General features: G+C 72.0%; 23 protein-coding genes. 13 read left to right on the top strand and 10 right to left on the bottom strand.

Features of this window, described 5'->3' with window-relative positions:
- Positions 1-7: 7 nt before the first annotated feature.
- Genes FH610_RS30895 through FH610_RS30885 form a run of 3 tightly spaced genes read left to right on the top strand, consistent with a single transcriptional unit; the run spans position 8 to position 3,055 of the window.
- Positions 8-922 carry a decaprenyl-phosphate phosphoribosyltransferase gene (locus tag FH610_RS30895; RefSeq protein WP_139578672.1) on the top strand — a complete coding sequence of 305 codons (915 nt, stop codon included), beginning with the start codon at positions 8-10 and terminating at the stop codon, positions 920-922.
- Complete coding sequence (locus tag FH610_RS30890) at positions 901-2,256, top strand: decaprenylphosphoryl-beta-D-ribose oxidase (RefSeq protein WP_167538800.1); 1,356 nt, start codon at positions 901-903, stop codon at positions 2,254-2,256. The genes FH610_RS30895 and FH610_RS30890 overlap by 22 nt, the downstream gene beginning before the upstream one ends.
- Before the next feature lie 22 nt (positions 2,257-2,278).
- Positions 2,279-3,055: a decaprenylphospho-beta-D-erythro-pentofuranosid-2-ulose 2-reductase gene (locus FH610_RS30885; RefSeq protein WP_139578640.1), complete on the top strand. Its 777-nt coding sequence runs from the start codon at positions 2,279-2,281 to the stop codon at positions 3,053-3,055.
- A 43-nt stretch (positions 3,056-3,098) separates the two neighbouring features.
- On the opposite strand, the gene FH610_RS30880 is transcribed toward FH610_RS30885, so the two are convergent.
- Together FH610_RS30880 and FH610_RS30875 are read right to left on the bottom strand one after the other, a co-directional pair.
- Positions 3,099-4,253, bottom strand: a complete 1,155-nt coding sequence (locus FH610_RS30880; protein WP_139578639.1) for a S1 family peptidase — start codon at positions 4,251-4,253, stop codon at positions 3,099-3,101.
- 373 nt (positions 4,254-4,626) lie between these two features.
- Positions 4,627-5,589, bottom strand: coding sequence for a LysR family transcriptional regulator (locus tag FH610_RS30875; RefSeq protein ID WP_139578638.1), 963 nt, complete (start codon positions 5,587-5,589; stop codon positions 4,627-4,629).
- Positions 5,590-5,847: 258 nt separating this feature from the next.
- Here FH610_RS30875 and FH610_RS30870 point away from each other — a divergent pair, with 258 nt between their 5' ends.
- The 4 genes from FH610_RS30870 (at position 5,848) to FH610_RS30855 (ending at position 9,874) form a co-directional block, all read left to right on the top strand.
- Positions 5,848-6,963 carry an NAD(P)H-dependent flavin oxidoreductase gene (locus tag FH610_RS30870; protein WP_139578637.1) on the top strand — a complete coding sequence of 372 codons (1,116 nt, stop codon included), beginning with the start codon at positions 5,848-5,850 and terminating at the stop codon, positions 6,961-6,963.
- Positions 6,964-7,139: 176 nt separating this feature from the next.
- Complete coding sequence (locus FH610_RS30865; protein WP_205826192.1) at positions 7,140-8,024, top strand: LysR family transcriptional regulator; 885 nt, start codon at positions 7,140-7,142, stop codon at positions 8,022-8,024.
- Between the two features lie 91 nt (positions 8,025-8,115).
- Positions 8,116-8,571 carry a VOC family protein gene (locus FH610_RS30860; protein ID WP_139578636.1) on the top strand — a complete coding sequence of 152 codons (456 nt, stop codon included), beginning with the start codon at positions 8,116-8,118 and terminating at the stop codon, positions 8,569-8,571.
- A gap of 109 nt (positions 8,572-8,680) precedes the next feature.
- Positions 8,681-9,874, top strand: coding sequence for a damage-control phosphatase ARMT1 family protein (locus FH610_RS30855; RefSeq protein WP_139578635.1), 1,194 nt, complete (start codon positions 8,681-8,683; stop codon positions 9,872-9,874).
- Positions 9,875-9,940: 66 nt separating this feature from the next.
- Here the strand turns inward: FH610_RS30855 and FH610_RS30850 are convergent, their stop codons facing one another.
- The 3 genes from FH610_RS30850 to FH610_RS30840 form a co-directional block, all read right to left on the bottom strand.
- Positions 9,941-10,660 carry a MerR family transcriptional regulator gene (locus FH610_RS30850; RefSeq protein WP_167538799.1) on the bottom strand — a complete coding sequence of 240 codons (720 nt, stop codon included), beginning with the start codon at positions 10,658-10,660 and terminating at the stop codon, positions 9,941-9,943.
- Positions 10,661-10,684: 24 nt separating this feature from the next.
- Entirely contained in the window at positions 10,685-12,109 is a 1,425-nt protein-coding gene (locus FH610_RS30845; protein WP_205826191.1) for a serine hydrolase domain-containing protein, read from the bottom strand.
- A 69-nt stretch (positions 12,110-12,178) separates the two neighbouring features.
- Positions 12,179-12,994: a crotonase/enoyl-CoA hydratase family protein gene (locus tag FH610_RS30840; RefSeq protein ID WP_240809300.1), complete on the bottom strand. Its 816-nt coding sequence runs from the start codon at positions 12,992-12,994 to the stop codon at positions 12,179-12,181.
- Between the two features lie 211 nt (positions 12,995-13,205).
- Between FH610_RS30840 and FH610_RS30835 the strand changes: the two genes are divergently transcribed.
- Genes FH610_RS30835 through FH610_RS30815 form a run of 5 tightly spaced genes read left to right on the top strand, consistent with a single transcriptional unit; the run spans position 13,206 to position 19,493 of the window.
- Complete coding sequence (locus tag FH610_RS30835) at positions 13,206-14,753, top strand: acyl-CoA synthetase (RefSeq protein ID WP_139578631.1); 1,548 nt, start codon at positions 13,206-13,208, stop codon at positions 14,751-14,753.
- Position 14,754: 1 nt separating this feature from the next.
- Positions 14,755-15,672, top strand: coding sequence for a Zn-ribbon domain-containing OB-fold protein (locus tag FH610_RS30830; RefSeq protein WP_139578670.1), 918 nt, complete (start codon positions 14,755-14,757; stop codon positions 15,670-15,672).
- A complete protein-coding gene (locus FH610_RS30825) occupies positions 15,669-16,706 on the top strand; it encodes a thiolase domain-containing protein (protein ID WP_139578630.1) in 1,038 nt (345 codons plus the stop codon). Before FH610_RS30830 ends, FH610_RS30825 begins: the two co-directional genes overlap by 4 nt.
- A 9-nt stretch (positions 16,707-16,715) precedes the next feature.
- Positions 16,716-17,864, top strand: a complete 1,149-nt coding sequence (locus tag FH610_RS30820; protein ID WP_139578629.1) for a thiolase domain-containing protein — start codon at positions 16,716-16,718, stop codon at positions 17,862-17,864.
- 18 nt (positions 17,865-17,882) lie between these two features.
- Positions 17,883-19,493 carry an acyl-CoA synthetase gene (locus tag FH610_RS30815; protein WP_139578628.1) on the top strand — a complete coding sequence of 537 codons (1,611 nt, stop codon included), beginning with the start codon at positions 17,883-17,885 and terminating at the stop codon, positions 19,491-19,493.
- Here FH610_RS30815 and FH610_RS30810 read toward each other — a convergent pair.
- The 4 genes from FH610_RS30810 to map all read right to left on the bottom strand — a co-directional run bounded on the left by FH610_RS30810 (position 19,481) and on the right by map (position 22,754).
- On the bottom strand, positions 19,481-20,509 hold the full coding sequence (locus FH610_RS30810; protein WP_139578627.1) for a hypothetical protein: 1,029 nt from the start codon (positions 20,507-20,509) through the stop codon (positions 19,481-19,483). The two genes, FH610_RS30815 and FH610_RS30810, sit on opposite strands and share 13 nt — an antisense overlap.
- Positions 20,506-21,189 carry a VC0807 family protein gene (locus tag FH610_RS30805; protein ID WP_205826190.1) on the bottom strand — a complete coding sequence of 228 codons (684 nt, stop codon included), beginning with the start codon at positions 21,187-21,189 and terminating at the stop codon, positions 20,506-20,508. Before FH610_RS30805 ends, FH610_RS30810 begins: the two co-directional genes overlap by 4 nt.
- 106 nt (positions 21,190-21,295) lie before the next feature.
- Positions 21,296-21,934: a LysE family translocator gene (locus FH610_RS30800; RefSeq protein WP_139578626.1), complete on the bottom strand. Its 639-nt coding sequence runs from the start codon at positions 21,932-21,934 to the stop codon at positions 21,296-21,298.
- 52 nt (positions 21,935-21,986) lie between these two features.
- Complete coding sequence (map, locus tag FH610_RS30795) at positions 21,987-22,754, bottom strand: type I methionyl aminopeptidase (protein ID WP_139578625.1); 768 nt, start codon at positions 22,752-22,754, stop codon at positions 21,987-21,989.
- Positions 22,755-22,808: 54 nt separating this feature from the next.
- Between map and FH610_RS30790 the strand changes: the two genes are divergently transcribed.
- Positions 22,809-23,096, top strand: a complete 288-nt coding sequence (locus tag FH610_RS30790; protein ID WP_139578624.1) for a helix-turn-helix domain-containing protein — start codon at positions 22,809-22,811, stop codon at positions 23,094-23,096.
- A gap of 42 nt (positions 23,097-23,138) precedes the next feature.
- Here FH610_RS30790 and FH610_RS30785 read toward each other — a convergent pair whose 3' ends face one another.
- Positions 23,139-24,008 carry an SRPBCC family protein gene (locus FH610_RS30785; protein WP_139578623.1) on the bottom strand — a complete coding sequence of 290 codons (870 nt, stop codon included), beginning with the start codon at positions 24,006-24,008 and terminating at the stop codon, positions 23,139-23,141.
- Between the last annotated feature and the right edge of the window lie 61 nt (positions 24,009-24,069).

Raw genomic sequence — 24,069 nt, 5'->3', positions numbered from 1 at the left:
CCCGCCGATGGGCCCGCCGGTGGCGACGCCTCCGGCGGGCACGCCCTCCCGGCGCTCGCGGGCGGCGGGGCTGCTGCGGGCCTGCCGGCCCCGGCAGTGGCTCAAGAACGCGCTCGTCTTCGCCGCCCCGGCCGCCGCCGGCGTGCTGACCACCGGGGCGGGACTGCGCGGCTCGCTCGTCGCGTTCGCCGCCTTCTGCCTGGCCGCCAGCGGCTCCTACCTCTTCAACGACGCGGCCGACGTCGCCGCCGACCGGCGCCACCCCCGCAAGCGGCTGCGCCCGATCGCGGCCGGGATCGTGTCCGTGCGGCTCGCGCGGACCGCGGGCGCGGCGCTGCTGGCGGCCGGCCTGCTCACCGGGCTCGCGGGCGGGTGGCCGCTCGCCGCCGTCGTCGCCGCCTATCTGGCGCTCACCTTCTCCTACACCCTCTGGCTCAAGCACCAGCCCGTGGTGGACCTGGTCGCGGTGGCCGGCTGCCACGTCGTGCGCGCGTACGCGGGGGCGGTCGCCGTGGCCGTGCCGGTGACGAGCTGGTTCCTGGTCGTCGTCTCGCTCGGCTCGCTGCTGCTGGTGGCCGGCAAGCGGGAGGCCGAGCTCCGCGCCGGGCCCGGGGACGGCCGGGTCGCCCGGGCCACGCTGGAGACGTACACCGCGAGCTACCTCGGTCACGTGCGCGTCATGGCCTCGGGGGCGATGATCGTCACCTACTGCCTGTGGGCGCTCCAGGAGCACACCGGGCCGGCCAGGGCGTTCTGCGCGCTCAGCATCGTGCCGTTCGTGCTGGTCGTGCTGCGGCACGCGCTGCTGGTCGACCGTGGGGTGGGGGAGGAACCCGAGGAACTGGTGCTGCGCGACCGGCCGCTCCAGGTGTTCCTCGCGCTGATGCTGATCCTGCTGGCATGCGGTATCCAACTGGCATGATGCTGCTGACGGGATGGGGGCGCACCGCGCCCACGCGTGCGACGGTGGCCCGCCCGCGCACCGCCGAGGAGGCCGCCGCACTCGTGGCGAAGGCGGGCCGGCGCGGAGTCGTGGCCCGCGGCCTCGGCCGCGCGTACGGCGACGCCGCGCAGAACGCGGGCGGCCTCGTGCTCGACTGCACGGCGCTGGAACCGTCATGGCGAGTCGACTCCACCGGGCTCGTCACCGCTTCGGCGGGGGTGAGCCTGCACGACCTCATGACCGCGCTCGTCCCGCGCGGCTGGTTCGTGCCGGTGACCCCCGGCACCCGCTATGTCACGGTCGGCGGGGCCGTCGCGGCCGACGTGCACGGCAAGAACCACCACGTGGACTCCTCCTTCGGGGCCCACCTGCGCTCGCTGCGCCTGCTCACCGCCGACGGAAGCGTGCGTACGCTCGAACCGGGCGACGACCTGTTCTGGGCCACCGTGGGCGGCATGGGGCTGACCGGCGTCATCGTCGAGGCGACGTTCCAGTGCGTGCCGATCGAGACCGCGTGGATGCGGGTGGACGTCGAGCGCACTCGCGACCTCGACCAGACCCTGGAGACGATGGCCGCGACCGACGACGGTCACCGTTACACGGTCGCGTGGATCGACCTGCTCGCGCGGGGCGGGCGGATGGGCCGGGGCGTGCTCACCCGCGGCGACCACGCCGCGCCGGGCGACCTGCCCGCCCGCGCGCGCGGGAACCCCCTCGCCTTCGCGCCGCGGCCTCTGCTGTCCGCCCCGCCCTGGGCGCCCGGCGGCCTGCTCAACCGGGCCACGGTGCGGGCCTTCAACGCCGCCTGGTATGGCAAGGCCCCCGCCACCCCGCGCCGGATCGCCCAGGGCGTCGCGCCGTTCTTCCACCCTCTTGACGGGGTGGACGGCTGGAACCGGATGTACGGCCCGCGCGGCTTCGTGCAGTACCAGTTCGTGGTGCCGCTCGGGGCGGAGGACACGTTGCGCCGGGTGGTCGAGCGGCTGTCCGGCGCGGGGGTCGTGTCGTTCCTGACCGTGCTGAAGAGGTTCGGGGCGGGGACGCCCGGCATGCTGTCGTTCCCGATGCCGGGGTGGACGCTGGCCTTGGACATCCCGGCCGGGCAGAGCGGGCTGGCCGCGATGCTGACCGAGTTCGACGGCTGGGTCGCGGCGGCCGGGGGCCGCCTCTACCTGGCCAAGGACTCCCGCATGTCGGCCACCACCATGGCCGCGACGTACCTCCGGCTGGGGGAATGGCGGGAGATCCGGCGCCGGGCCGACCCGGACGGCGTCTTCGTCTCCGATCTCGCCCGTAGGCTGCGCCTGTGCTGATTCCGTCGTCGAGGGAGTGGCCATGAGAAACGCGCTGGGCTCGGTCGACACCGTCCTGCTGCTGGGCGGGCGCAGCGAGATCGGCCTCGCGATCGTGGAGCGGCTGGTCCGGCGGGGCGCCCGCAGGGTCGTGCTCGCGGCGCGTGACGCCACCGCGTCCATGAAGGATGGCGGCGGCACCGCGCCGGTGGACGACCTCGAACGGCTCGGGGCCGAGGTCCATGTGCTGGACTTCGACGCCGCCCGCCCGGAGACGCACGCCGCCCTGATCGAGGAGGCCGCCGCCAAGGTCGGCGACCTCGACGTGGTGATCCCGGCGTTCGGCGTGCTCGGCAGCCAGGCGGTCTACGACGCCGACCCGGTCGCCGCCGCCCGCGACGTCGCGGTCAACTTCGGCGGACACGTCTCGATCGGCCTGGCCGCGGCACGGCGGCTGCGCGAGCAGGGCCACGGCACGCTCGTCGTGCTGTCGTCGGTGGCCGGCGTACGGGTGCGGAAGGCCAACTTCGTGTACGGCTCGGCCAAGGCCGGGCTGGACGGCTTCGCCCAGGGACTGGCCGACGCGCTGCACGGTTCCGGGGCCCGGGTCGTGGTCGTCCGGCCGGGGTTCGTGATCGGCCGGATGACGCGGGGGATGACCCCCGCCCCGATGTCGGTGACGGCGGCCGAGGTCGCGGACGCGGTCGTGGAGTCCCTGGACACGCGGAAGGTGATCGTGTGGGTGCCCGCCCGGCTGCGGCTCGCGTTCGCCGTCATGCTGCTGCTGCCCCGGCCCCTATGGCGAAGGCTCCCCCGCTGACCCGGGAAACGGGCCGGCGGGGGAGCTCCCCGGTCGGCTGGGATCAGCCGGTGACGAGTGTCAGTCCGTAGACCGAGAGGGCCTCGTTGACGGGCTGGAAGTAGGTGGTGCCGCCGGAGGAGCAGTTGCCGGAGCCGCCGGAGGTCATGCCCTGGGCCTGGCTGCCCGAGATGAACGAGCCGCCGGAGTCGCCGGGCTCGGCGCAGACGTTGGTCCGGGTCAGCCCGCTGACCGTGCCCTGCGAGTAGCGGACGCTGGCGTTGAGCTGCTGGACGGAGCCGCAGTGCCATCCCGTGGTCGAGCCGGACCGGCAGATCGACGAGCCCACGGGGGCCACGGACGAGCCCTTCACGGTGACGTTGCCGCCGCTGTAGTTGTTGACGTACGGCGTGACCGTCCAGTTGCTGTTGACAGCGGCCCACGAGTAGTCGTTGCCGGGGAACGAGTAGCCCTGGAAGCTGCCCATGGAGACCCGGTTGTAGCCGTACAGCGTGCTGCCGACGGTGGCGCAGTGGCCGGCGCTGACAAAGCCGGGTGTGGTTCCCCTGCGTACCGAGAAGCCGATCGAGCACCGTGCCGAGCTGCCGATGTAGTAGGCGTCGCCGCCGCGCACGTTGTAGAAGGTCTGCGGCTGCTCGTTCGACTGCTCGACGCGTACGGCCGACTTGTCGGCGCCGCTCGCGGCCACGAACGCCGCGGCCTCTGCGGTGTTGGAGGACAGCACGACGACGCTGTTGCTGAGCACGTCGACGTACCAGACGGACGTGGAGGCGGGCGCGTCGGCGGCGGCCCGGTCCAGCGCGGCCTCGGCGGAGTCGAGGGCGGCGAGGTTGCGGCTGACGATCTTCGGCTGCGCGCCGGCGGCCAGCACCGCGCCCGCCTTGGAGGCGTCGGAGGTGGCGACGATGAAGCTCTCGGAGGTGGCGCCGGAGACCCAGGATCCGGCGTAGGCGTCGCCGATCGCGGCACGGACCTTGGCGTCGGTGGACATGGCCTTCGCCTCGTTGGCCAGGCGGGCGTTGACCTGGGCGGGGGTGAGCCCGAGGTCGCGCTGCATGGCGTCCACCATCGCGGGCGGGGGCTTGACGGCGGAGGAGGCGGGAGAGTTGCTCGGCTCGGCCATGGCGGGGGTGGCGACCGTGGCGAGGGCCGTGACGGCCAGAGCGCATCCGGCGAGTACGGTGCGTCTGTGGAGCATGTGGGGCTCTCCTTGTCTGTGGGGGGTGCCGTCAACGTAACCGACCTCCGCTGTCACGTGGATCTATCAGTTCGCCCCTATCACCGAGTTATGGAACCGCCCTCGTCTGAAGATTCGCTGGCCCGAAATTGGCGCCCTCGCAGGGCTCCGGCAAGGTCGCCTGGAGAGAGCTCACCGTGCCCGAGCGGTTCACCCGCGACGTGATCGGCGTTCCGGAGGCCACCCACGTGGTGATCGCGGGGCACGCTCACGCCGATGACGGGCAGCGTCTGCACCGCGGGCCGGAGTCTGCCGCGAAGCGCGGGTCAGGCGGGCCGGCGAACGGCAACGCCAGGTCGTCGGCAGGGCGAACGTCGCCTGACGCGGCGCTTGTCTAGGGAACCGCTCCGTATTCGGGGTTGGTGACGAGCCAGTCGGCGTAGCGGGCGCTGCGCCGCACCGCGTCGGCGTACGCGGCCCTGGCGTGGGCGGCGACGACGGGGGCGGCGGCCCGTGCGCCGATCGAGTCGGCGTGCCAGCCGAGCAGGTGCCGCCAGCGCAGCGGCGCGCCGGCCAGCGGCATCATGACCAGCCCGGCGGTGAGCAGGAAGGTGGCCTGGCACAGGGCGACCGCCTTGCCCACCCCGACCAGGTGCAGGCAGGTCGCCACATCCGTCTCGTAGATGGACTCGGGGACGAACCCGGCCCGGGAGCAGGCGGCGGCGAAGCAGTCGGCGAAACAGCCGTCGCCGGGGGCGACCGTCCAGCGTTCGTCGGCGAGGCTCGACAGCTCCAGTTCCTTTTCCCCCGCGAGGGGGTGGTCCTCGGACAGGAGCACGAAGACCGGGTCGGTGCCGACCGTGGTCCAGTTCATCGCCTCCGCCGGGGGAGGCGGGCTGTCGCCGCACGTCCCGAGCAGCACGAAGTCGAGCCGGCCTGCCACGGCGAGCGCGGTCAGCTCACCGGCCGACCAGGACGTGCGGGTGGTGACCGGGATGCCCGGCTGGTCGGCGGTCAGACGCTCGACGAGCCCGCCGAGTATGGGCCCGTTCGTCGCGCCGAGACGGTAGCCGGGCAGCTTGACGGAGGTGTTGGCGAACCGGACCGCGTCCTCCTGGAGGTCCCGTACGGCGGGCAGCAGCACCCGGGCGCGGGCGAGCACCATCTCGCCGAGAGGAGTGGGACGGGCGCCGTTGCGGTCGCGTTCGAACAGCGGACCCCCGAGTGAGCGCTCGATGCGCTTGAGCTGCGCGGTGAGCGACGGTTGGGCGAGGCCGAGCCGGGTGGCCGCTTTCGTGACGCTCCCGGCTTCGGCGACCGCGTGCACGATTCTCAGATGGCGGATCTCCAGATCCATAGTGGGACGGTACGACCCCGGTGGTATGGCCGCAATCCCGCATTGTCATGAAATCTGACTTTGGTCCGTGAGCTGTCGTCACCCCTGTGACGTCTGGTGCCCATGAGTCGCTTGCAGGAAGGCGGCGGCCGCGTGGAACGTGTTCTCGCATGGCCTTCGGCCGCCTCTCGGCGCCTGGTTACCGGTTGGTAGGAACCCGTCCGGTGCGGCTTACTAGAACGCGTTGCAGTTCGCTGAGAGCCGTCGTAGGTTCGAGGCATGCGGACACGTGTCACCGACATGTTCGGTATCGAGTTCCCTGTCTTCGCGTTCAGCCACTGCCGGGACGTCGTCGCCGCGGTCAGCCGTGCCGGCGGCATGGGGGTGCTCGGCGCCCTGTACTTCACCCCCGAAGAGCTCGAGATCGAGCTGAAGTGGATCGACGACCACGTGGACGGCCGTCCGTACGGCGTCGACGTGGTGATGCCCGCCTCCTACGAGGGCGCGGACCTCGACGTGGACTCCCCGGCCGAACTCGTGGCGCGGCTGCAGGGGATGATCCCCCAGGGGCACCGGGCCTTCGTGGAGGACCTGCTGGCCCGGCACGGCGTCCCGCCGCTGGACGGCTCCGACTCCGGCAAGGTGCTGCTCGGCTGGACCGACGCGACCGCCCGGCCGCAGGTCGAGGTCGCGCTCCGGCATCCCATCGCGCTGCTCGCCAACGCCCTCGGCCCGCCGCCCGCCGACGTCGTGGAGCAGGCGCACGCGAAGGGCGTGAAGGTGGCCGCGCTCGCCTCCACACCCCGCCACGCGATCAAACAGGTCGAGGTCGGCGTGGACGTCGTCGTGGCGCAGGGCACCGAGGCGGGCGGCCACACCGGAGAGATCTCCACGATGGTGCTGATCCCGCAGGTGGTGGACGCGGTGGACGTGCCGGTCCTGGCCGCGGGCGGCATCGGCTCCGGCCGCCAGATGGCCGCGGGCATGGCGCTCGGCGCCGAAGGCGTGTGGACCGGCTCGATCTGGCTGGCCGTGGAGGAGGCCGACACCTCCGAGACCGTGCGGCAGCGCATCATCGCGGCCACCTCCCGCGACACGGTCAGGTCGCGGAGCTGGACCGGCAAGCCCGCCCGCCTGCTGAAGAACGAGTGGACCGACGCGTGGGAGTCGGCCGAGTCGCCCGGCACGCTGCCGATGCCGCTGCAGTTCATGCTGATCTCCGACGCGCTGCGGCGGATCGGCAGATCGGACGCGACCGAGCTGGCGACGTTCCCGGCCGGTCAGATCATCGGCGCGATGAACCAGGTCAAGCCGGCCAGACAGGTCGTCTTCGAGATGGTGGAGGAGTACATCGAGGCCATGGAGCGCCTCGGCCGCATCACCGGCGACGGGTGACGCCGCGAGCGGCGGGGGCCCTCGCGCACCCGGTCGCTCGCCCCTGCCGCCCACCGCACCGGGCTCCACCTGCCGGGAACGGATCGTCGGCGCGCCCTGCCCGCCCTCCTCCTGGAAGTGGGCGGCGGTGACCTGCGGCAACAGTGAAATTCGCAACGATCGCTAACCTGCGGATTATGGAACGGCGTGACATAGAGATCTTTCTGACCCTGGCCGAGGAACTGCACTTCGCCCGCACGGCCGAGCGGCTGGGCGTCAGTGGCGCCCGTGTCAGTCAGACGATCAAGCAGTTGGAGCGCCGGTTCGGTGTGGCGCTGTTCCAGCGCACCAGCCGCCAGGTGGCGCTGACCCCGGTCGGCAGCGCGCTGCGCGAGGATGTGCAGGCCGGCTATCAACGCATACAAGAGGGCATCGCCAAGGCCGTCGCCGCCGGGCGCGGCTTCTCCGGGATCTTGCGGGTGGGCTTTTCCAGCCCGCTGGTGGGGGAGGCCATCATGGCCGCCGCCGAGGTGTTCCGCACCCGTCATCCGGAATGCGAGGTGCGCATCCGCGAGGTGCACCTGTCGGATGCGTTCGGCGCGTTGCGAGCCGGCGAACTCGACGTGCAGATCACCGAACTGCCCGTGCGCGAGGCCGATCTGTCGAGCGGGCCGGTACTGCTGCGCGACGAGCCCATGCTGGCTGTGTCCTCCCGGCATCCCTTCGCCCGGCGGGACAGCGTCACAGTGGAGGACCTCACCAGGGACACCGTTCTCGTGCCCACCGACGCGCCCGAGTATCTGCTCGACGCGCTGATCCCGGCGCAGGCGCCCAGCGGGCGTCCCATCCAGCGGACGCAGGCGACGACCTCGCGGCAGGAGTCGCTGACGCTGGTCAGTGGCGGCGCCGGGATGGCCGTGGTGGGCACCCAGGCCACTCGCTACCACGCCCGGCCCGACATCGTCTACGTGCCCATCGCCGACCTGCCACCCATCGAGTACGGGCCGGTTTGGCCGGTCGGCGCTCAGACCAGCAGGGTGCGTGCGTTCGTCACGCTCCTCCGCACGCAGCTCGATCGCTAACCCGGAGGTTAACGATCGTTGCGGATCGCGTCGTTGTTGCAGGTGGACGGGGTGTCGAGGATGGAGACGCCAACGACGAGAGGAGCACATCGTGACCGACCCCATCCCCCAGGAGTACAAGGGCGGCGTCCCCTACCTCAACGTGCACGACGCCAAGGCGGCCATCGACTTCTACAGAAGGGCTTTCGGCGCGGAGGTGAGCATCGAGATCCCACGGCAGGGCGACAAGATCGCACACGCCGAATTCCGGATCGGTGAGGCGGTCTTCATGCTGCGCGACGAATACCCCGAATACCGCTTCCGCAGCCCGAAGACGATCGGCGGCACACCGGTCAACCTGCTGGTCTTCGTACCGGACGTCGAGACGTTCGCCGAGCGGGCCATAGCCGCAGGAGCGCGCGTCATCCGGCCGCTGGAGATGCAGTTCCACGGCGATCTGCAGGTCGAGCTGGAGGACCCGTTCGGCCACTCCTGGTTCTTCAGCAGCCGCGTCACCGACATGACCGCACAGGAGCTGAAGGAGACCGCGTCAGCGGTGGACCTTTGATCGCCACCATATGATCGGACGAGATCCCGTCAATCGTATTCAGCGAACTCTTCGGAGACAGGGACTCTACTGGCGGTGCAGTTCCGCGAGCCGAGGGAGGGTGCGGGGGATGAGTGGTGCCCGCGACGAGACCGTGGCGGAGGCCCCGCCCAGCCCGCCGCCGATCAGGGGGAACGTCCCCGGCTCCTATGCTCTGAGCGTCTTCAGGGAGCGGCATCCGGTCCTCGTCCGCCAGGTCGCGGGGGCGCTGCCGTACCCGCCTGACCGGCGGCGCGCGCTCGACCGGCTGCTCGACGAGGTCGTACGCGACGTCATGGAGCCACTGGAGCCGTCGGCGCACGACGGCGCCGCCTGGGCCGAGTGGGGACGCGGCAAGATCGGCCGCCGCTACGTCGACGTGCCGTTCCTGTGGGGGGAGAGCTACTTCTACCGGAAGCTGCTTGAGGCCACCGGATACTTCGGCGACGGTCCGTGGCGCGGGATCGATCCGTTCGGCCCCATGAAACGGGCCGAACTCGACGGCCCGGTCGTGGACGGGGAGCTGGCGGCGCTCGACGGAACGGCGACGCTCTCCCCGGCCGAGCGGGCCGATGCGCTGCTGCTCGGTTCGCTCTGGGGCAACCGCGCCGACCTGTCCTTCGGTGTCACTCTCAAGGGCGACCGGGAGAGGGCGGCGGACCTGGTGGTGGACGACCGCCCGTTGCTGTGGTCGCTCATCGAGGCCGCCGCACCCGGGAGGATCTGCCTGGTCGCCGACAACGCGGGGCGCGAACTGCTGCCCGACCTCGTGCTGGCCGACCACCTCCTCGCCGGCGGGCTCGCGGGCGAGGTCGTCCTCCACGTCAAGCCCTTCCCGTACTTCGTGTCCGACGCCACCCCGGCCGACGTGCTCGCGTGCCTGCGGCGGCTCGCCGCGGCGCCCGGCAGGGCCGGGGAGGCGGGCGCCCGCCTGTGGGGCGCGATGGAGGAGGGACGCCTCACGCTGCGGGCGCATCCCTTCGCCTGCGCGCCGCTGCCCTACGCGGAGATGCCGGACGACCTGCGGGAGGAGTTCGCGTCGGCCTCGCTGACCGTCATGAAGGGCGACCTGAACTACCGGCGGCTCGTCGGCGACCGGATGTGGCCGGCGAGCACGCCGTTCGCCGCGGTCACCGCCTACTTCCCCGGGCCGGTCGTCGCGCTGCGCACGCTGAAGTCGGACGCGCTCGTCGGCGTGCCGGAGCGCACGCTGGCGGAGCTCGACGCGGCCGGCCGCCCGTGGCGTACGACCGGCACCCACGCCATGGTCCAGGCCCGCAGCTGACCGGCTGCCGGATCCGTCCGCGTGGTCCGGCCTTCTCGTCCGCCGGCGCCGGCTCAGGACCCGCGCCTAGCCTTCCATGAGCCGGGTCAGCCGGTCCCAGGCCGGGGACGAGGCTCCGGGCTGGGTCTGCACGGCCAGCCGGGCGATATCCGGGTTGCGGACGGGGCGGGCCTCGGATCGGCTCCGATGCCTGGCGAACCAGTCCCGCGTACGGTCCGCGAGGGCGGGGAGGCGGGGATCGCTCGGCGGCCAGTCGTAGGCGGCGTCGTGTTCGAGGTAGAGCGCACGGAAGTCCGGGTCGGTCATGAGCTCGCGCTTCTCGGCGATCCACAGGGCGGCGTCCTCGGGTGAGGCCGTCTGCATGAGGATCCAGCCGTCGCGTTCCAGGTGGATCTGGCGCTCGCTGACGCCGAGCCTGCGCAGGTCGTCGAGATAGCCGGCGACTTCGGGGGAGACGAAGAGCCCGTCGCCGCCGCGCAGCTGCACGAGCTGGTCGCGGACGTGCTGCAGCTGCGCGATGCGGTCTCGGAGGTCGCGGTCGATCTCGGCGATGGCCGCCGTGAGCGCGTCGGGGTCGGCGTCGAGGAGGTCCTTGACGTGGGCCAGCGGCACGCCCGCCTGAGCCAGAGTCCTGATCTTGACGAGGGTGACGGCGTCCTCGGCGATGTAGCGCCGGTAGCCGGACGAGTCGCGGCCGGGCTCGGGGAGCAGACCGCGCTCGTGATAGTGGCGGACGGCTTTGATGGTCACTCCGGCGTAGTCCGCGAGGCGGCCAATCGGGATCATGCTGGACATCCTTCCACCGGTCTGTCACGCCCGTCGGGTCAGGCGGCCGCCGCCGTTGCGGAAACGCGCTCGGCCGTCGCGGACGTCGTGATAGGAGACGAGCAGCAGTCGCAGGTATCCGTCGAACGTCTCCAGTGGATATCCGGCGGGTGCGAAGAGGCCGGGCCGGATCGGCACGTAGCGCTGCGGCGGGGCGGAGGTCATGCCGCCGGCGAACTCGGTGAAGATCCGCTTCTGTGACTCGTCCGCCGGTTCGTACGTCGTCCGCTCCTCGAGCTGGCCGTCCACCACGCGGACGTCGATGCGGAGCTGATTGGAGCGGTAGGTGCCCACATAGGGGCTGAGGTCGACGTCGTCTACCGATTCGTTGATCAGAGTGGGGATCCGGACGCCGAGACGCTCGCTCAGGAGCCACTGCAGGATCCGGTCGTGCAGGACGATCGCCCCCGGAGTGTTGCCGAAGGCGGCGAAGACCAGGTCGTGTTCGGGGACGACGCACAGGATGGACACACCGCCGGGCGACGCGCCCGACATGGCGAGCACGGTCGTGTCGCCGAACGGGTACCGCACCCAGCCCAGGCCCATCGGCGGGACGTTCGGGGTCGCCATGTCGTACGCGACCTGCTGCATCAGCGCGGTCGACTCGGCCGACAGAACACGTGCGCCCGATGGGGACAGGCCGCCCGCGAGGTGGGTGCATCCGAAGGCGAGCAGATCGGCGATGGTGCCGATCGGTGTGCCGCCGGCCGGCCCCCAGGTGTCGGGCAGCATGAACATGCCCGTGGGCCGTGCCGCCATCGTCTCGGGATCGGGAAAGTGACCGATGGCCGTGCTGCGCAGGATGGCCTGCTCGGCCGAGGTGCTGGAGTTCTTCATGCCGACGCGTGCGTAGACGTCGCGCTCGAGCAGCTCGGGGAAGGGCGTGCCGGTCACCACTTCCAGCAGGCGGCCCGCCACGATCATGCCGCCGTTGCTGTAGCTGAGCCGCTCGCCGGGTTCGAACAGCGTGCCGCAGCCGCTCGCCAGGCCGTGGACGTAGCTCTTCAGAGCGTCGCGGCCCTTGGCGTCGGGGAAGAACAGGTCCGCGTCGATGCCGTTGGTATGCGAGATGAGGTGCCGGACCAGGATCTTGTCCGCCGCGCCCGGTGTGGTCAGGGCGAAGCCGGGGAGGTGCTTCACCACCGGCGTGTCGAGGTCGAGCAGTCCCCGGTCGACCTGCTGCAGGACCAGCGTGGTGGTCAGGACCTTGGTGACGGAGCCGAAGAGGAATCCGGTGTCCTCGAGCATCGGGGCGCCTGTGGCGGTGTTCGCGGTGCCGTGGGCGACGACGACCTGCTCGCCGGCGTGGTGGACGCCGGCGACGAACCCGGGGATGTTCCCGGACTCGCAGTAGTCGGCGGCCAGCTCGCGGATCCGGGCTGCGACGGTGCGCAGTGCGTTGTCGTTCATGCGGAGCATCGTCGAACCTTGACCCTGGGGCAAGGTCAAGAGGCGGCGTGGGCGCCCGCAGGGAGGGCGTCAACGCCCCCGGTAGACCGGCGGGCGCTTGTCGCGGAAGGCGCGGGAGCCCTCCTTGGCGTCCTCGGAGCCGATGACCGGCCAGCCGATCGCGTCGGAGACCTTGAAGGCCTCGGCCTCCGGCATGCCCAGCGTCTCGCGGTAGGCGCGTAGGATCGCCTGGACGGCCAGCGGTCCGCAGGCGGCCACCTGGCCGGCGAGCTCGCGGGCCGCCGCGAGCGCCTGGCCGTCCGGCACGACCCGGTTGACCATGCCCATCGCGAGCGCCTCGGCCGCCGTGATCGCCCTGCCGGTGAGCAGCACGTCCATGGCGAACGCGTACGGGATCTGGCGCGGCAGCCGTACGGCGCTGCCGCCCATCGGGAACAGCGCCCGCCGCGCCTCGAACAGCCCGAGCGTGGCGCTCTCGCCGGCGACGCGCAGGTCGGTGCCGACGAGCAGTTCGGTGCCGCCCGCGACGGCGTACCCCTCGACCGCGCAGACGATGGGCTTGGCGGGCAGCGCCTCGGGATCGCGCAGCAGGCCCTTCCAGTGGTAGTCGGGGATCTCGGCGGCACGGTGGCGCACCCGCTCGTCCTCGGACGGCGTGCCCATGGCCTTGAGGTCGGCCCCGGCGCAGAACGTTCCTTCCGCGCCGGTGAGGATGCCGACCCGCACCTCCGGCTCGTCAGAGATGTACTGCCATGCCTCTGCGAGCCCCACCAGCATGTCCTGTGAGAGCGCGTTCCTGGCCTCGGGCCGGTCCATCGTGACGATCACCACGTGACCGTCGCGCTCGATCCGGCAGTGCGGGGTGCTGATGGGCAGGAGCTCCACAGGTGTCCTCCAGCTGGGCGGCGTCACCGATTCGATCAAGCGCTTGTTAGACATGGCGCGCGGGGTTAGTCTGCCCGCAAGAACTAGAACCGATTCTCATCTGAGTCGCTCCGCATTGCCAGGTCTTGTCAGCGTCGTGCCGGCGTGCTTCACTTCGGGGCCGCTCGCGCCGCGGACGCCCCGGCAGTGCGGCCACAAAGGGAGCTGGCATATGGGCTCACTCGGTTTCTGGAGGCTGGCGCAGGCAGACCCGGCGTGGATCGCCGCGGTCGATCCCGACGGAACGGAACATCCCGCGGGCGAGCTGCTCGCCAAGGCCAACCGCGTGGTCCACGGCCTGCGCGAGCTGGGCCTGCGCCCCGGGGACGGCATCTGCGGCCTGCTGCCCAACGGCGCGGACGGCCTCGTGCTCTACCTCGCCGCCCTGCAGGCGGGGTGGTACTACACGCCGGTCAACTGGCACCTCACCGGGCCCGAGATCGGCTACATCGTCGCCGACAGCGAGGCCGCCGCGTTCTTCGCCCACGAGCGGTACGCCGCGGACGCCGTCAGGGGCGCCCAGGAAGCCGGGATCGCCGCCGACCGGTGCTTCTCCTACGGCGAGGTCGAGGGCTTCCGGCCCGTGGCCGAGCTGACCGACGGCAGGCCGGACGGCACGCCCCCCGACCGTACGGCCGGGGCCACCATGCACTACACCTCGGGCACCACCGGCAGGCCGAAGGGTGTGCGGCGCGCGCTCACCGGCCTCGACCCCGACGACTCCGCCGAGTTGATGACGGGGCTGCTGCGGCTGTTCGGCGTGACGCCGGGCCGGCCGAACGCCCACCTGGTCACGTCGCCGAGCTATCACACGGCGGTCACCCAGTTCGCCGGTACGGCGCTGCACATGGGACACACGCTTGTCTTCATGGACAAGTGGGACGCGGAGGAGACCCTGCGCCTGTGCGAACGCCACCGCGTGACGAACTCCCACATGGTGCCGACGCACTTCAAACGGCTGCTGTCGCTGCCCGAGGAGACGCGGCGCTCCTACGACCTGTCGTCGCTGCGCTGGATGATCCACGCCGCCGCGCCCTGCCCGGTGCCGGTCAAGTGGCAGATGCTGGAGTGGTGGGGCGACGTGATCTACGAGTACTACGCCGCCACCGAGGGCGGCGGCACGATCGCCACCCCCGAGGACTGGAAGAAGCGGCCGGGCACGGTCGGGAAGGCCTGGCCGGGCAGCGAGCTGCTGATCGTGGACGACGAGCTCGCGCCGGTGCCCGCGGGTACGCCCGGCACCGTCTACATGAAGATGGGCATCTCCTTCGAGTACAAGGGCGACCCGGAGAAGACCGCGGCCAACCGGCTGCGCGATTACTTCACCGTCGGGGACATCGGCTACCTGGACGAGGACGGCTTCCTGTTCCTCTGCGACCGCAAGGCCGACATGATCATCTCGGGCGGGGCCAACATCTATCCGGCCGAGATCGAGAAGGAGCTCATGGTCCACCCGAAGGTGGCCGACGTGGCCGTCTTCGGCATCCCGGACGACGAGTGGGGCGAGCGCATCATGGCCGTCGTCGAGCCCGCGCCCGGCGCCGTCCCCGGGCAGGAACTGGCCGCGGAGATCGTTCTTTCGCTGGAGGGCCGCCTGGCCCGCATGAAGTGGCCGAGCGTGATCGACTTCATCGACGAGATGCCCCGCGAGCCCAACGGCAAGCTGCTCAAACGCAAGCTCCGCGCCCCCTACTGGGAAGGCAGGGACCGTGCCATCTGACATGTCCGAGGACCTGGTCGCGACGCACGTCCTGGAGTTCCCCGGCGGTTACACCCGGACGACCGGGCCGGTCATCGGGCGGTTCCTCACCGAACTGCGCGACCGGCGGCTCGTCGGGGTCCGTACGGCCGGGGGGCGGGTGCTGGTGCCGCCGCTGGAGTACGACCCGGACACGGGCGAGCCGGTCACCGAGGAGTACGTGGAGGTCGGGCCGGCCGGGACCGTCCAGGCGTGGGCCTGGGTGGGCTCCCCGCGCCCCGGGCACCCGCTCGACCGGCCGTTCGCCTGGGCGTTGATCAGTCTCGACGGTGCCGACACGGCCCTCGTCCACGCGGTGGACGCGGGGAGCCCGAAGGCGCTGCGGCCGGGCATGCGGGTGCGCCCGCGCTGGCGGGCCGCCACCACCGGGCACATCACGGACATCGAGTGCTTCCTGCCCGAGGTCGCCTCGCTCGTCGCGCCCGTGCGGGCCGAGTATCGCGTCACGCCGGGCCGGGCGCTCACCCGGTTCCTGGAGGGCGTGCGCGACGGAAGGTTCGTCGGCGGCAGGTGCGCCGGGTGCGCCGCCGTCTACGTGCCCTACCGCGAGTCGTGCCCCGCGTGCGGCTCGGTCGTCGAGGAGGAGGTGGAGGTCGCCGACACCGGCACGGTCACCACCTTCGCGATCAACAACCTGCCCGATCCCCGGGCTCCCGAGGTGCCGTTCGTCTCCGCGTACGTGCTGCTGGACGGCGCGGACACGCCGATGATCACGCTGATCGGCGGGGTGCCGGCGCACGAGGTGCGGCAGGGCATGCGGGTGCACGCCGTGTGGGTGCCGCCCGAGGAGCGGACGCTGTCGATGACCAACGTGAAGTGGTTCGAGCCGACCGGGGAGCCGGACGCCGACCTCGACGACTCCACCGGAGGTGCCCGATGAGTGGGCTCGTGCGCGAGGTGGCCGTCGTCGCCTTCGCCCAGACCGTCCACACCGGCCACGACACCGGGCTGGCCGAGCCGGAGCTGCTGCTGCCGGTGATCGACGAGGTCAAGCGGGCGACCGGGCTGAAGAGGTTCGGCTTCACGTGTTCCGGCTCGTGCGACTACCTGGCCGGGGCGCCGTTCTCGTTCGTCTCGGCCCTCGACGCGGTCGGCGCCTGGCCGCCCATCAGCGAGAGCCACGTCGAGATGGACGGCGCCTTCGCGCTGTACGAGGCGTGGGTGCGGCTCCAGCACGGCGACATCGACACCGCGCTGGTCTACGGCTTCGGCAAGTCGTCGATGTCGGACATCCGGGAGATCATGACGCTTCAGCTCGACCCGTACTATCTGGCGCCGCTCGGGCTCGACCAGGTGTCGTACGCCGCGCTGCAGGCCGCCGCCGCGGGCGCCGAGCGGGCCGTGCTCGACGAGATCGTACGGCGCAGCCGCGCGGACGGCCGGGCCAATCCGTACGCCCTCGACCTGCCGGATCCTTCAGGCGAGGAGTTCGAGGTCGAGCCGCTGCGGCCGTACGACGTCGCGCCGGTCACGGACGGGGCGGCGGCCGTGGTGCTGGCCGCAGGGGACCGCGCCCGTGAGCTCGCCGGGCGACCCGCCTGGATCACCGGCATCGCGCACCGCGCCGAGCCCCACTACCTGGGCATGCGCGACCTCTCCCGGTCGGTGTCCACCGCCGACGCGGGCCGGGCGGCCGGGGTGGGCAAGGGCCCGGTCGACGTGGCGGAGCTCCACACCCAGTTCAGCCACGAGGAGCCGATCCTGCGCGAGGCGCTCGGCCTGTCCGCCGACGTGACGGTCAACCCGTCGGGCGGGCCGCTCGCGGCCAACCCGGTCATGGCCGCCGGCCTGATCCGCGTGGGTGAGGCGGCCCGGCGGATCCTCGACGGCTCGGCCGGCCGCGCGGTGGCGCACGCCACCTCAGGACCGTGCCTGCAGCAGAACCTCGTCGCCGTGCTCGAAACGTCCGCGTAGGGAGTCGCCGTGGGAAACCGCTGTGCCGTCATCGGCGTGGGCCAGACCCGCTACCAGACCAGACGGCGGGACGTGTCGCTGGCCGGGCTGGTCCGCGAGGCCGCCCTGCGGGCGCTCGAGGACGCCGGCCTGACGTTCGCCGACATCGACGCGGTCGTCATCGGCAAGGCCCCCGACCTGTTCGAGGGCGTGATGATGCCGGAGGCGTACCTCGCCGACGCGCTCGGCGCGGCCGGCAAGCCGGTGATGCGCGTGCACACGGCGGGCTCGGTCGGCGGCTCGACCGCGCTGGTCGGCGCGTCGCTCGTCCAGGCCGGGGTGCACGGGCGGGTGCTGGTGGTCGCCTTCGAGAAGCAGTCGGAGTCGAACGCCACCTGGGCCCTGACCACGCACCTGCCCTTCAACGCCTCCCTGGTGGTGGGCGCGGGCGGCTACTTCGCGCCGCACATCAGGGAGTACATGCGCAGGTCGGGCGCGCCGGACCACGTCGGCACGCTGGTCGCGGTCAAGGACCGGCTGAACGCGCTGAAGAACCCGTACGCCCACCTGCGCATCCCCGGGATCAACCGGGAGATGGTCGAGTCGACCCCGATGCTGTGGGAGCCGATCCGCTACCTGGAGACCTGCCCGTCGTCCGACGGCGCCTGCGCGATGGTGCTCGCGGCCGAGGACAAGGTGACCGGCACGCCCGCCTGGATCCACGGCACGGCGATGCGCTCGGAGCCCATCACGGTGGCGGGCCGCGACGTCGTCAGCCCGCGGGCGGGCCGCGACTGCGCCGCCGACGTCTACCGCCAGGCCGGGGTCACCGATCCGCGCCGGGAGATCGACGTCGCAGAGGTGTACGTTCCGTTCTCCTGGTATGAGCCGATGTGGCTGGAGAACCTCGGCTTCGCCGCCGAGGGCGAGGGCTGGAAGCTCACCGAGGCCGGGTGCACGGCCCTCGACGGCGACACCCCGTGGAATGCCTCCGGCGGCGTGCTGTCGTCCAACCCGATCGGCGCCTCCGGCCTCATCCGCTTCGCCGAGGCGGCGCTCCAGGTGCGGGGCATGGCGGGGGAGCACCAGGTGGAGGGGGCGCGCCTCGCGCTCGGCCACGCGTACGGCGGAGGCGCCCAGTTCTTCGCGATGTGGATCGTCGGCAGCAGTAAACCCTGAGCGCGGGAGGTCCGCCGGATGGAGTTCAACCACGCCGATCTTTTCGAGGGGCTCGCCGACGCCATCGGGGACCGCGTGGCGGTGGTCTGCGGCGACGACCGCCTGACCTACGCCGAGCTCGACGCCCGCGCCAACCGGCTCGCCCACCACCTGGCCGCGCACGGCGTCGGCCACGGCACCCACGTCGGCATGCAGCTCTACAACGGGGTGGAGTACGTTGCGGGCCTGCTGGCGACGCTGAAGCTGCGGGCCGTGCCGGTCAACGTCAACTACCGGTACGTCGAGTCGGAGCTGCTCTACCTCTACCGGGACTCCGGCGTCGAGGCCCTGCTGTTCGACGTGGAGTTCGACGACCGCGTCGCGGCCACCGCACCCGAGGTCCCCGGGCTGCGCCACCTCGTCGCCGTCGGCGGTCCCACGGCCGTGCCGGAGGCGGTGCCGTACGAGGAGGCGGTGGCGGGGCAGCCCGAGGGCAGGGGATTCCCGCCCCGGTCCGGCGACGACGTGTATGTCATCTACACCGGCGGCACGACCGGCATGCCCAAGGGCGTGATGTGGCGGTCGGAGGACCTGTTCTACGCCTTCGGCGGCGGCAACCCGTACGGCGAGCCGCTGAAGACGCCCGAGGCGGTGATCGAGCAGGCGCACGGCGCGGCGTCGCCGATCGTCATGATGACGGCTGCGCCGCTGATGCACGGCGCCGCGCAGGTGGGCACCTTCATCGCCTGGTGGATGGGCGGCACGATGGTGTACGTCCGCAGGTTCGACGCCGCCGCCGTGCTGCGCGCGATCGAGCGGGAGAAGGTCGTCAGCCTGAACATCACCGGCGACGCGATGGCCCGCCCGCTCGCCGTTGAGATCGCTGCGGGCTCCTACGACCTGTCGTCGCTGTTCGCGCTCAGCTCGACCGGGGCGATCCTCAGTGGGGCCGTACGCGCCCGGCTGGAGGAGCTCCTGCCGGGCCGGATGATCCTCGACAACTTCGGCTCGACCGAGTCCGGATACACGGCGTCCGCCGTCGACGGATCGTCGCCGGAGTCGGGCCTGCGCTACCGGCCCAACGCCAGCGCCTCCCTCGCCGTGCTGGACGAGACGCTGACCCCGGTCGAGCCGGGCTCGGGGCGGATCGGCACCGTGGCCAGGACCGGCCGGATCGCGTCCGGCTACCACAACGACCCGGACAAGACCGCCCGCACCTTCGTGACCGACGCCCACGGCGTCCGGTGGCTGCTCACCGGCGACCTCGCCACGGTCGAGGAGGACGGCACGATCCGCATCCTCGGCCGCGGATCCCAGTGCATCAACACCGGAGGGGAGAAGGTCTTCCCCGAGGAGGTCGAGGCGGTGCTCAAGGGGCATCCCGCCGTGTTCGACGCCGTGGTCACCGGCATCCCCGACGAACGCTGGGGCTCGCGGGTCGCGGCCGTCGTCCAGCCGTACGACGGGACCTCGCCGACGGCGCAGCAGCTCGACGCCCACTGCCGCACCCGGCTGTCGGGCTACAAGGTGCCGCGGACCTACGCGTTCGTGGAGGAGATCCTCCGCTCCCCGGCGGGCAAGGCCGACTACCGGTGGGCCGGCCAGGTGGCCGCCGTCGCATCTCAGCCGGCCGCGGGTCAGCCGGAGTAGGCGGCGGCGAGGGCGTGGAAGACCTCCTTCGGCTCCCTGCCGCCCGCCTTCGGCTCCCTGCCGCCCGCCTTCGGCTCCCTGCCGCCGTCCTTTAGCAGCCGGACCACCCCGTAGGAGGACATGTCGAGGTCGCTGCGCGGGTCCGGGTCGTACGTCGTGTTGTAGCCGGCGAAGGTGAACCAGAAGGCGCTGTCCACGCCCTCCTCCTCGAACACGGTGAGCAGTTCGCGCAGGTAGCGGACCTGCTCGCCCTCGTCGCGGCGGTAGTCGCCGTCCAGCCGGGGCGGATTCACGGTGTAGTCCACGATGGCCCACGCCATGCCGCCGCGTGCGCCTGCCCCTGTGTAGGCGCACGTGCCGAACTCGGTGACCGCCACCGGCTTGCCGAACCGGAAGCGGGAGCGCAGCTCCTCGCGGTAGGTCGCGGCGTTGCGCTCGTCGCGGTAGGCGTCCACCGCGACGATGTCGAACGGGCTCCAGTCGACGTCCTCCCAGTCGCCCGAGGCGTACGTCACCCGTCCGCCGAAGAGCTCGCGGACGGCCTCGGCGGTCTCCGCCAGGAAGGGGTTCAGCCGCGCGGGGATCTCGGCGAACCGGGCGTACAGCTCGGAATCCCCCGTGCCGAGCGCGGCCATGCGGTGGAAGAAGGTCTCCCCGGGCAGGAAACCGGCGCAGAAGAAGCTCAGCTCGCACCCGGTCACGAGCACCACCTCCGCGCCGTCGCGCCGCACCTCCTCGGCCCGCTCGGCGCATTCCAGGAAGTACGGCGCGAGCTCCCGCGTCGTCATCTCGCAGGGAAAGGGCGCGAACCACACCTCCAGCCCCGCCTCGGCGGCGTGCCGCGCGGCGACGCTGAGCCGTTCGGGATGCCCGCCGGTGATGCGGACCGCGGTGCAGTGCAGCTCATCGGCGATGACCCGCATCTCCGCGCGGACCGTCTCCGGGTCGAACGTCTCCCTGCTGATGTGCCCGCCCGGGAGGAAACCGGTGTCGTAGTTGATGCCCCTGCCCCTCATCGCGCGTCCCTCGTCTCGTTGTTGATCATCCACATGATCGGCCCGGAGCCGAACGCGCCCGCGACCACAAGCCCCACCGCGAGTGCGGCGATCAGCAGCACGTTGGACAGCCAGACCATGGTGGACACCGGCAGCGTGAACGCGCCGATCAGCCGGGCCACGCAGTCGGCGAGCATCGCCGCGCCCCAGATGCCGGTGAAGCGGCGCTCGGCGCGGCGGAACCGGGTGGAGCTCGCGAGCCGTTCCCAGGCGGCCTCCCGCACCGCGTTCCCCCGGGTGATGAACGCGCGCATGCCCGGGGTCATCACCGGGCGCGCGGTGAACGCCGAGAGCATCATGAACAGGCTGATCACGCCGCTGAGGGCCGAATCCTTGGCGATCATCATGCGGGCGTCGCCGGTGACGAAGCTCAGCGCGATCCCCGCCACGTTGACCGCCAGCGTCAGCCCGGCCAGCCCGTTCAGCGTGCGGTCCCTGACGATCCCGGCGATCACCCGGACGGCCGGGATCACGCCGCTCACGGCCAGCGCGGTGACCTCGCTCGTGCCCAACGCGCCGTGCAGGAGGTAGTAGCACGCCATCGGCGCGGCGACGTCGACCGCCAGCGGCATCAGCAAGGTGCGGAGGGTGCCCCGCCGGGGCTGCGCGGCTCTCACCGGGGCGGTCAGGGTCTCGGTCATCGGCTCCTCCAGGGCGTCTCCGTGTGCGTCAAGCGTCTCGAAAACCGGAGGAGCCGGGCAGATTCAGCGATCCCGATTGCGGCAGTACAAATGTCCCGGGTAGCCGTCAGAGCCTCTTGGCGCCCTCGGTCGCGAGCGCGGCCACGGCGCCGAGACCGAGGTAGACGACGCCGCTGCCCTTGTCGAGCCGCCGCCGGGCGCGCGCCGAGGAGCGCAGCCGCCCGGCCAGAACCGAGGCCAGCAGGGCGTACGTGCCGTCGCTGGCCATGCCGAGCGCGACCCACACGGCCCCGAGCACGAGCACCTGCGGCGCCACGGGACCGCGCGCCGGGTCGACGAACTGCGGCAGGAACGCGAGGTAGAACATGGCCGTCTTCGGGTTCAGCACGTTGACCACGAACCCCTCGCCGAACAGCCGCCGGGGCGAGGCCACCTTGACCTCGGCCTCCTCCGCCTCCGTCCGCCGCACGAGCTTGCGGACGCCCAGGTAGAGGAGGTAGGCCGCGCCCAGGTACTTCACGACGGCGAACGCCGTGGCCGAGGCGGCGAGCAGCGCGGTGATCCCGAACGCCGCGGCGGCGATGTGGACGAGAGAACCGGTGTGGACGCCGAGAACGGACACCAGCCCCGCCGCACGCCCCTGGGCCACGCTGCGAGTGACGATGTAGAGCACGGCGGGTCCCGGAACCAGGAGCAGCGCCAGCGTGGCGGTCGCGAACAGGGCGAGTGTGGGCAGAGTCGGCATGGCTCGGATGGTACGGACACCGCGTCCGTTACGGCACGTGGATTTTCACGCCCTAGAGCAGGGTCAGCACGCGGGGGCCGTCCTCGGTGATCGCGATGGTGTGCTCCATGTGGGCGGCCCGGCTGCCGTCCACGCTGTGCAGCGTCCAGCCGTCGGCCGCCGTGTGGTAACCGTCCCGGCCTCCGGCGATGAACATCGGCTCGATGGCCAGCGCGAGGCCGTGCCGCAGGGGATAGCCCCGGCCGGGCCGGCCGTGGTTCGGCACCGACGGGTCCTCGTGCATGCGGCGGCCGATGCCGTGGCCGCCGAAGTCCCTGGGCATGCCGTACCCGGCCTTCTGGGCGACCGCGCCGATCGCCGCCGAGATGTCCCCGATGCGGTTGCCCACGGTCGCGGCGGCGATCCCAGCCTCCAACGCCCGGCGCGTGGTGTCGACGAGCTCCACGTCGCCGGGCCGAGGCGTGCCCACGATGAAGGTGACGGCGGCGTCGGCCGCCCAGCCGTCCAGTTCGGCGCCGCAGTCGACGCCGACGACGTCCCCGTCCCGCAACCGGTAATCGGTCGGGATGCCGTGCACGATGGCGTCGTTGACGGACACGCAGATCACGGCGGGGAACGGGGTCGGCGCGAAGTGCGGCCGGTAGCCGAGGAACGGCGAGCTCGCCCGGGCCTCGCGCAGCACCGCCCGCGCCGCCTCGTCCAGGTCGGTGAGCCGCACCCCCACGGCCGCGGCCCGCTGTACGGCGTCGAGCGCGCGGGCCACGACGCGTCCCGCCTCGCGCATCGCGTCCAGCGCGGCGTCGGTCTTGATTTCCACCATGACATGCCCTCCCGGGGTGGCACCAATAACTATACCGGTATTAGTATCACGGTCATGGTGAGAGTGCCCCTGACCCCCGAGGAGCGGCAGCGGGGGGAGCGGTTCGGCGTCCTGCTCCGGCAGGCGCGCGGCGAGCGCAGCATGGTCGAGGTCGCCGCGGCGGCCGGGCTGTCGGCCGAGACGCTGCGCAAGATCGAGACCGGCCGCGCGCCGACCCCGGCCTTCTTCACCGTCGCCGCGCTCGCCGCCGCGCTGGGCCTGTCGTTGGACGAGCTGGCCGCAGCCTGCGCCGAAGGCCAGTTCACCCAAGGACGGGCCGCCGAGTTCCGCCAAGCGGGCTGACGCTCGCCGGCGTCGCCGGGCAAGGGTTGTACGGCGCGGCCCCTACGGCAGGCCGGGTGCCAGGCCCTTGCCGAGCGCGCGGCGCCGTACCGCGACGAGCATGAGCCTCCTGATCAGGCCGCTGCCCGGCCGGATCACTCGCCAGTATCGGCGCATGGCCCGGTGCGCGGCCGGGCTCGTCGTGACCACCCTCGTCTCGGTCACCAGCAGCGTTCGCCCGCCGCCCAGGGTGTGCAGGGTGAAGGAGAACGTGCCCTTCGCGTAGCCCGGTCTCGCGAAGGCCGCGAAGTCGGCCGGCCCGGCGAGCCGGGGCTCGTTCACCCTGGCGGGTGGTCGCCACCACCGGCCGGCCAGGCCGACGGTGACCTCGTGTCCTGGCCTCTCCCGCAGGGGGACGAAGCCGCGGGTGAACCGCAGCGACGCCAGCGCGGCCCACACGCGGTCGGCGCTCGCCTCGATGGCGACGGCGTGCCGTTCGGCGAACTCGGGATCGGGCAGGATCGGCGGTGTCCCCGAGACCTCCCGGTCCAGGTTGTCGAGCAGGGCCTCCACCACCGCGTTGTGCTTGCGCCGGATGACGAGCGGCCACAACAGGCGCATCGCCCCCAGCGTGCGTCCTGCGATCTCGTGCCGGACCAGCGTGCCGCCCTCGGCCGGAGCGAGGGTGAAGCCGTGGCCCCCGCTGAAGGCGTCCGGGGTGTCGAACCAGAGCCGGCTGCCGGGCTCGACAGCCCCGACCCGGTATCTCATCGGGCCGTGCCGTACGGGTGCGCCCTCGGCGAGGCCCTCCGGCAGTGCGAACGTGCCGGGGAGCGGCCAGAGGCGGTCGCGCTCGGATCCGAGTGTGCCGAGCACGCTCCATACCTGGTCCGGAGTTGCGGAGACGACTCGTTCGTGCACGTTGTGCACCATCGCTGACCTCCATACGGTTGCGTATGGTCCGACTATACGCCGGCGTATGGAAGACTGGCGG

Source organism: Microbispora catharanthi (assembly GCF_006334915.2).
Taxonomy (GTDB): domain Bacteria; phylum Actinomycetota; class Actinomycetes; order Streptosporangiales; family Streptosporangiaceae; genus Microbispora; species Microbispora catharanthi.
Note: the sequence above shows the minus strand (reverse complement) of the source record. Positions and strands in the feature narration are given on the sequence as shown.

Coding starts and splice junctions, on each gene's coding strand:
- FH610_RS30815 (WP_139578628.1), top strand. CDS start 17,883: ATGGAGTTCAACCACGCCGATCTTTTCGAGGGGCTCGCCGACGCCATC.
- map (WP_139578625.1), bottom strand. CDS start 22,754: ATGGTGGAAATCAAGACCGACGCCGCGCTGGACGCGATGCGCGAGGCG.
- FH610_RS30865 (WP_205826192.1), top strand. CDS start 7,140: ATGGAACGGCGTGACATAGAGATCTTTCTGACCCTGGCCGAGGAACTG.
- FH610_RS30880 (WP_139578639.1), bottom strand. CDS start 4,253: ATGCTCCACAGACGCACCGTACTCGCCGGATGCGCTCTGGCCGTCACG.
- FH610_RS30845 (WP_205826191.1), bottom strand. CDS start 12,109: ATGAACGACAACGCACTGCGCACCGTCGCAGCCCGGATCCGCGAGCTG.
- FH610_RS30870 (WP_139578637.1), top strand. CDS start 5,848: ATGCGGACACGTGTCACCGACATGTTCGGTATCGAGTTCCCTGTCTTC.
- FH610_RS30875 (WP_139578638.1), bottom strand. CDS start 5,589: ATGGATCTGGAGATCCGCCATCTGAGAATCGTGCACGCGGTCGCCGAA.
- FH610_RS30810 (WP_139578627.1), bottom strand. CDS start 20,509: ATGAGGGGCAGGGGCATCAACTACGACACCGGTTTCCTCCCGGGCGGG.
- FH610_RS30790 (WP_139578624.1), top strand. CDS start 22,809: ATGGTGAGAGTGCCCCTGACCCCCGAGGAGCGGCAGCGGGGGGAGCGG.
- FH610_RS30895 (WP_139578672.1), top strand. CDS start 8: ATGGGCCCGCCGGTGGCGACGCCTCCGGCGGGCACGCCCTCCCGGCGC.
- FH610_RS30890 (WP_167538800.1), top strand. CDS start 901: ATGCGGTATCCAACTGGCATGATGCTGCTGACGGGATGGGGGCGCACC.
- FH610_RS30855 (WP_139578635.1), top strand. CDS start 8,681: ATGAGTGGTGCCCGCGACGAGACCGTGGCGGAGGCCCCGCCCAGCCCG.
- FH610_RS30825 (WP_139578630.1), top strand. CDS start 15,669: ATGAGTGGGCTCGTGCGCGAGGTGGCCGTCGTCGCCTTCGCCCAGACC.
- FH610_RS30835 (WP_139578631.1), top strand. CDS start 13,206: ATGGGCTCACTCGGTTTCTGGAGGCTGGCGCAGGCAGACCCGGCGTGG.
- FH610_RS30805 (WP_205826190.1), bottom strand. CDS start 21,189: ATGACCGAGACCCTGACCGCCCCGGTGAGAGCCGCGCAGCCCCGGCGG.
- FH610_RS30850 (WP_167538799.1), bottom strand. CDS start 10,660: ATGATCCCGATTGGCCGCCTCGCGGACTACGCCGGAGTGACCATCAAA.
- FH610_RS30785 (WP_139578623.1), bottom strand. CDS start 24,008: ATGGTGCACAACGTGCACGAACGAGTCGTCTCCGCAACTCCGGACCAG.
- FH610_RS30800 (WP_139578626.1), bottom strand. CDS start 21,934: ATGCCGACTCTGCCCACACTCGCCCTGTTCGCGACCGCCACGCTGGCG.
- FH610_RS30885 (WP_139578640.1), top strand. CDS start 2,279: ATGAGAAACGCGCTGGGCTCGGTCGACACCGTCCTGCTGCTGGGCGGG.
- FH610_RS30830 (WP_139578670.1), top strand. CDS start 14,755: ATGTCCGAGGACCTGGTCGCGACGCACGTCCTGGAGTTCCCCGGCGGT.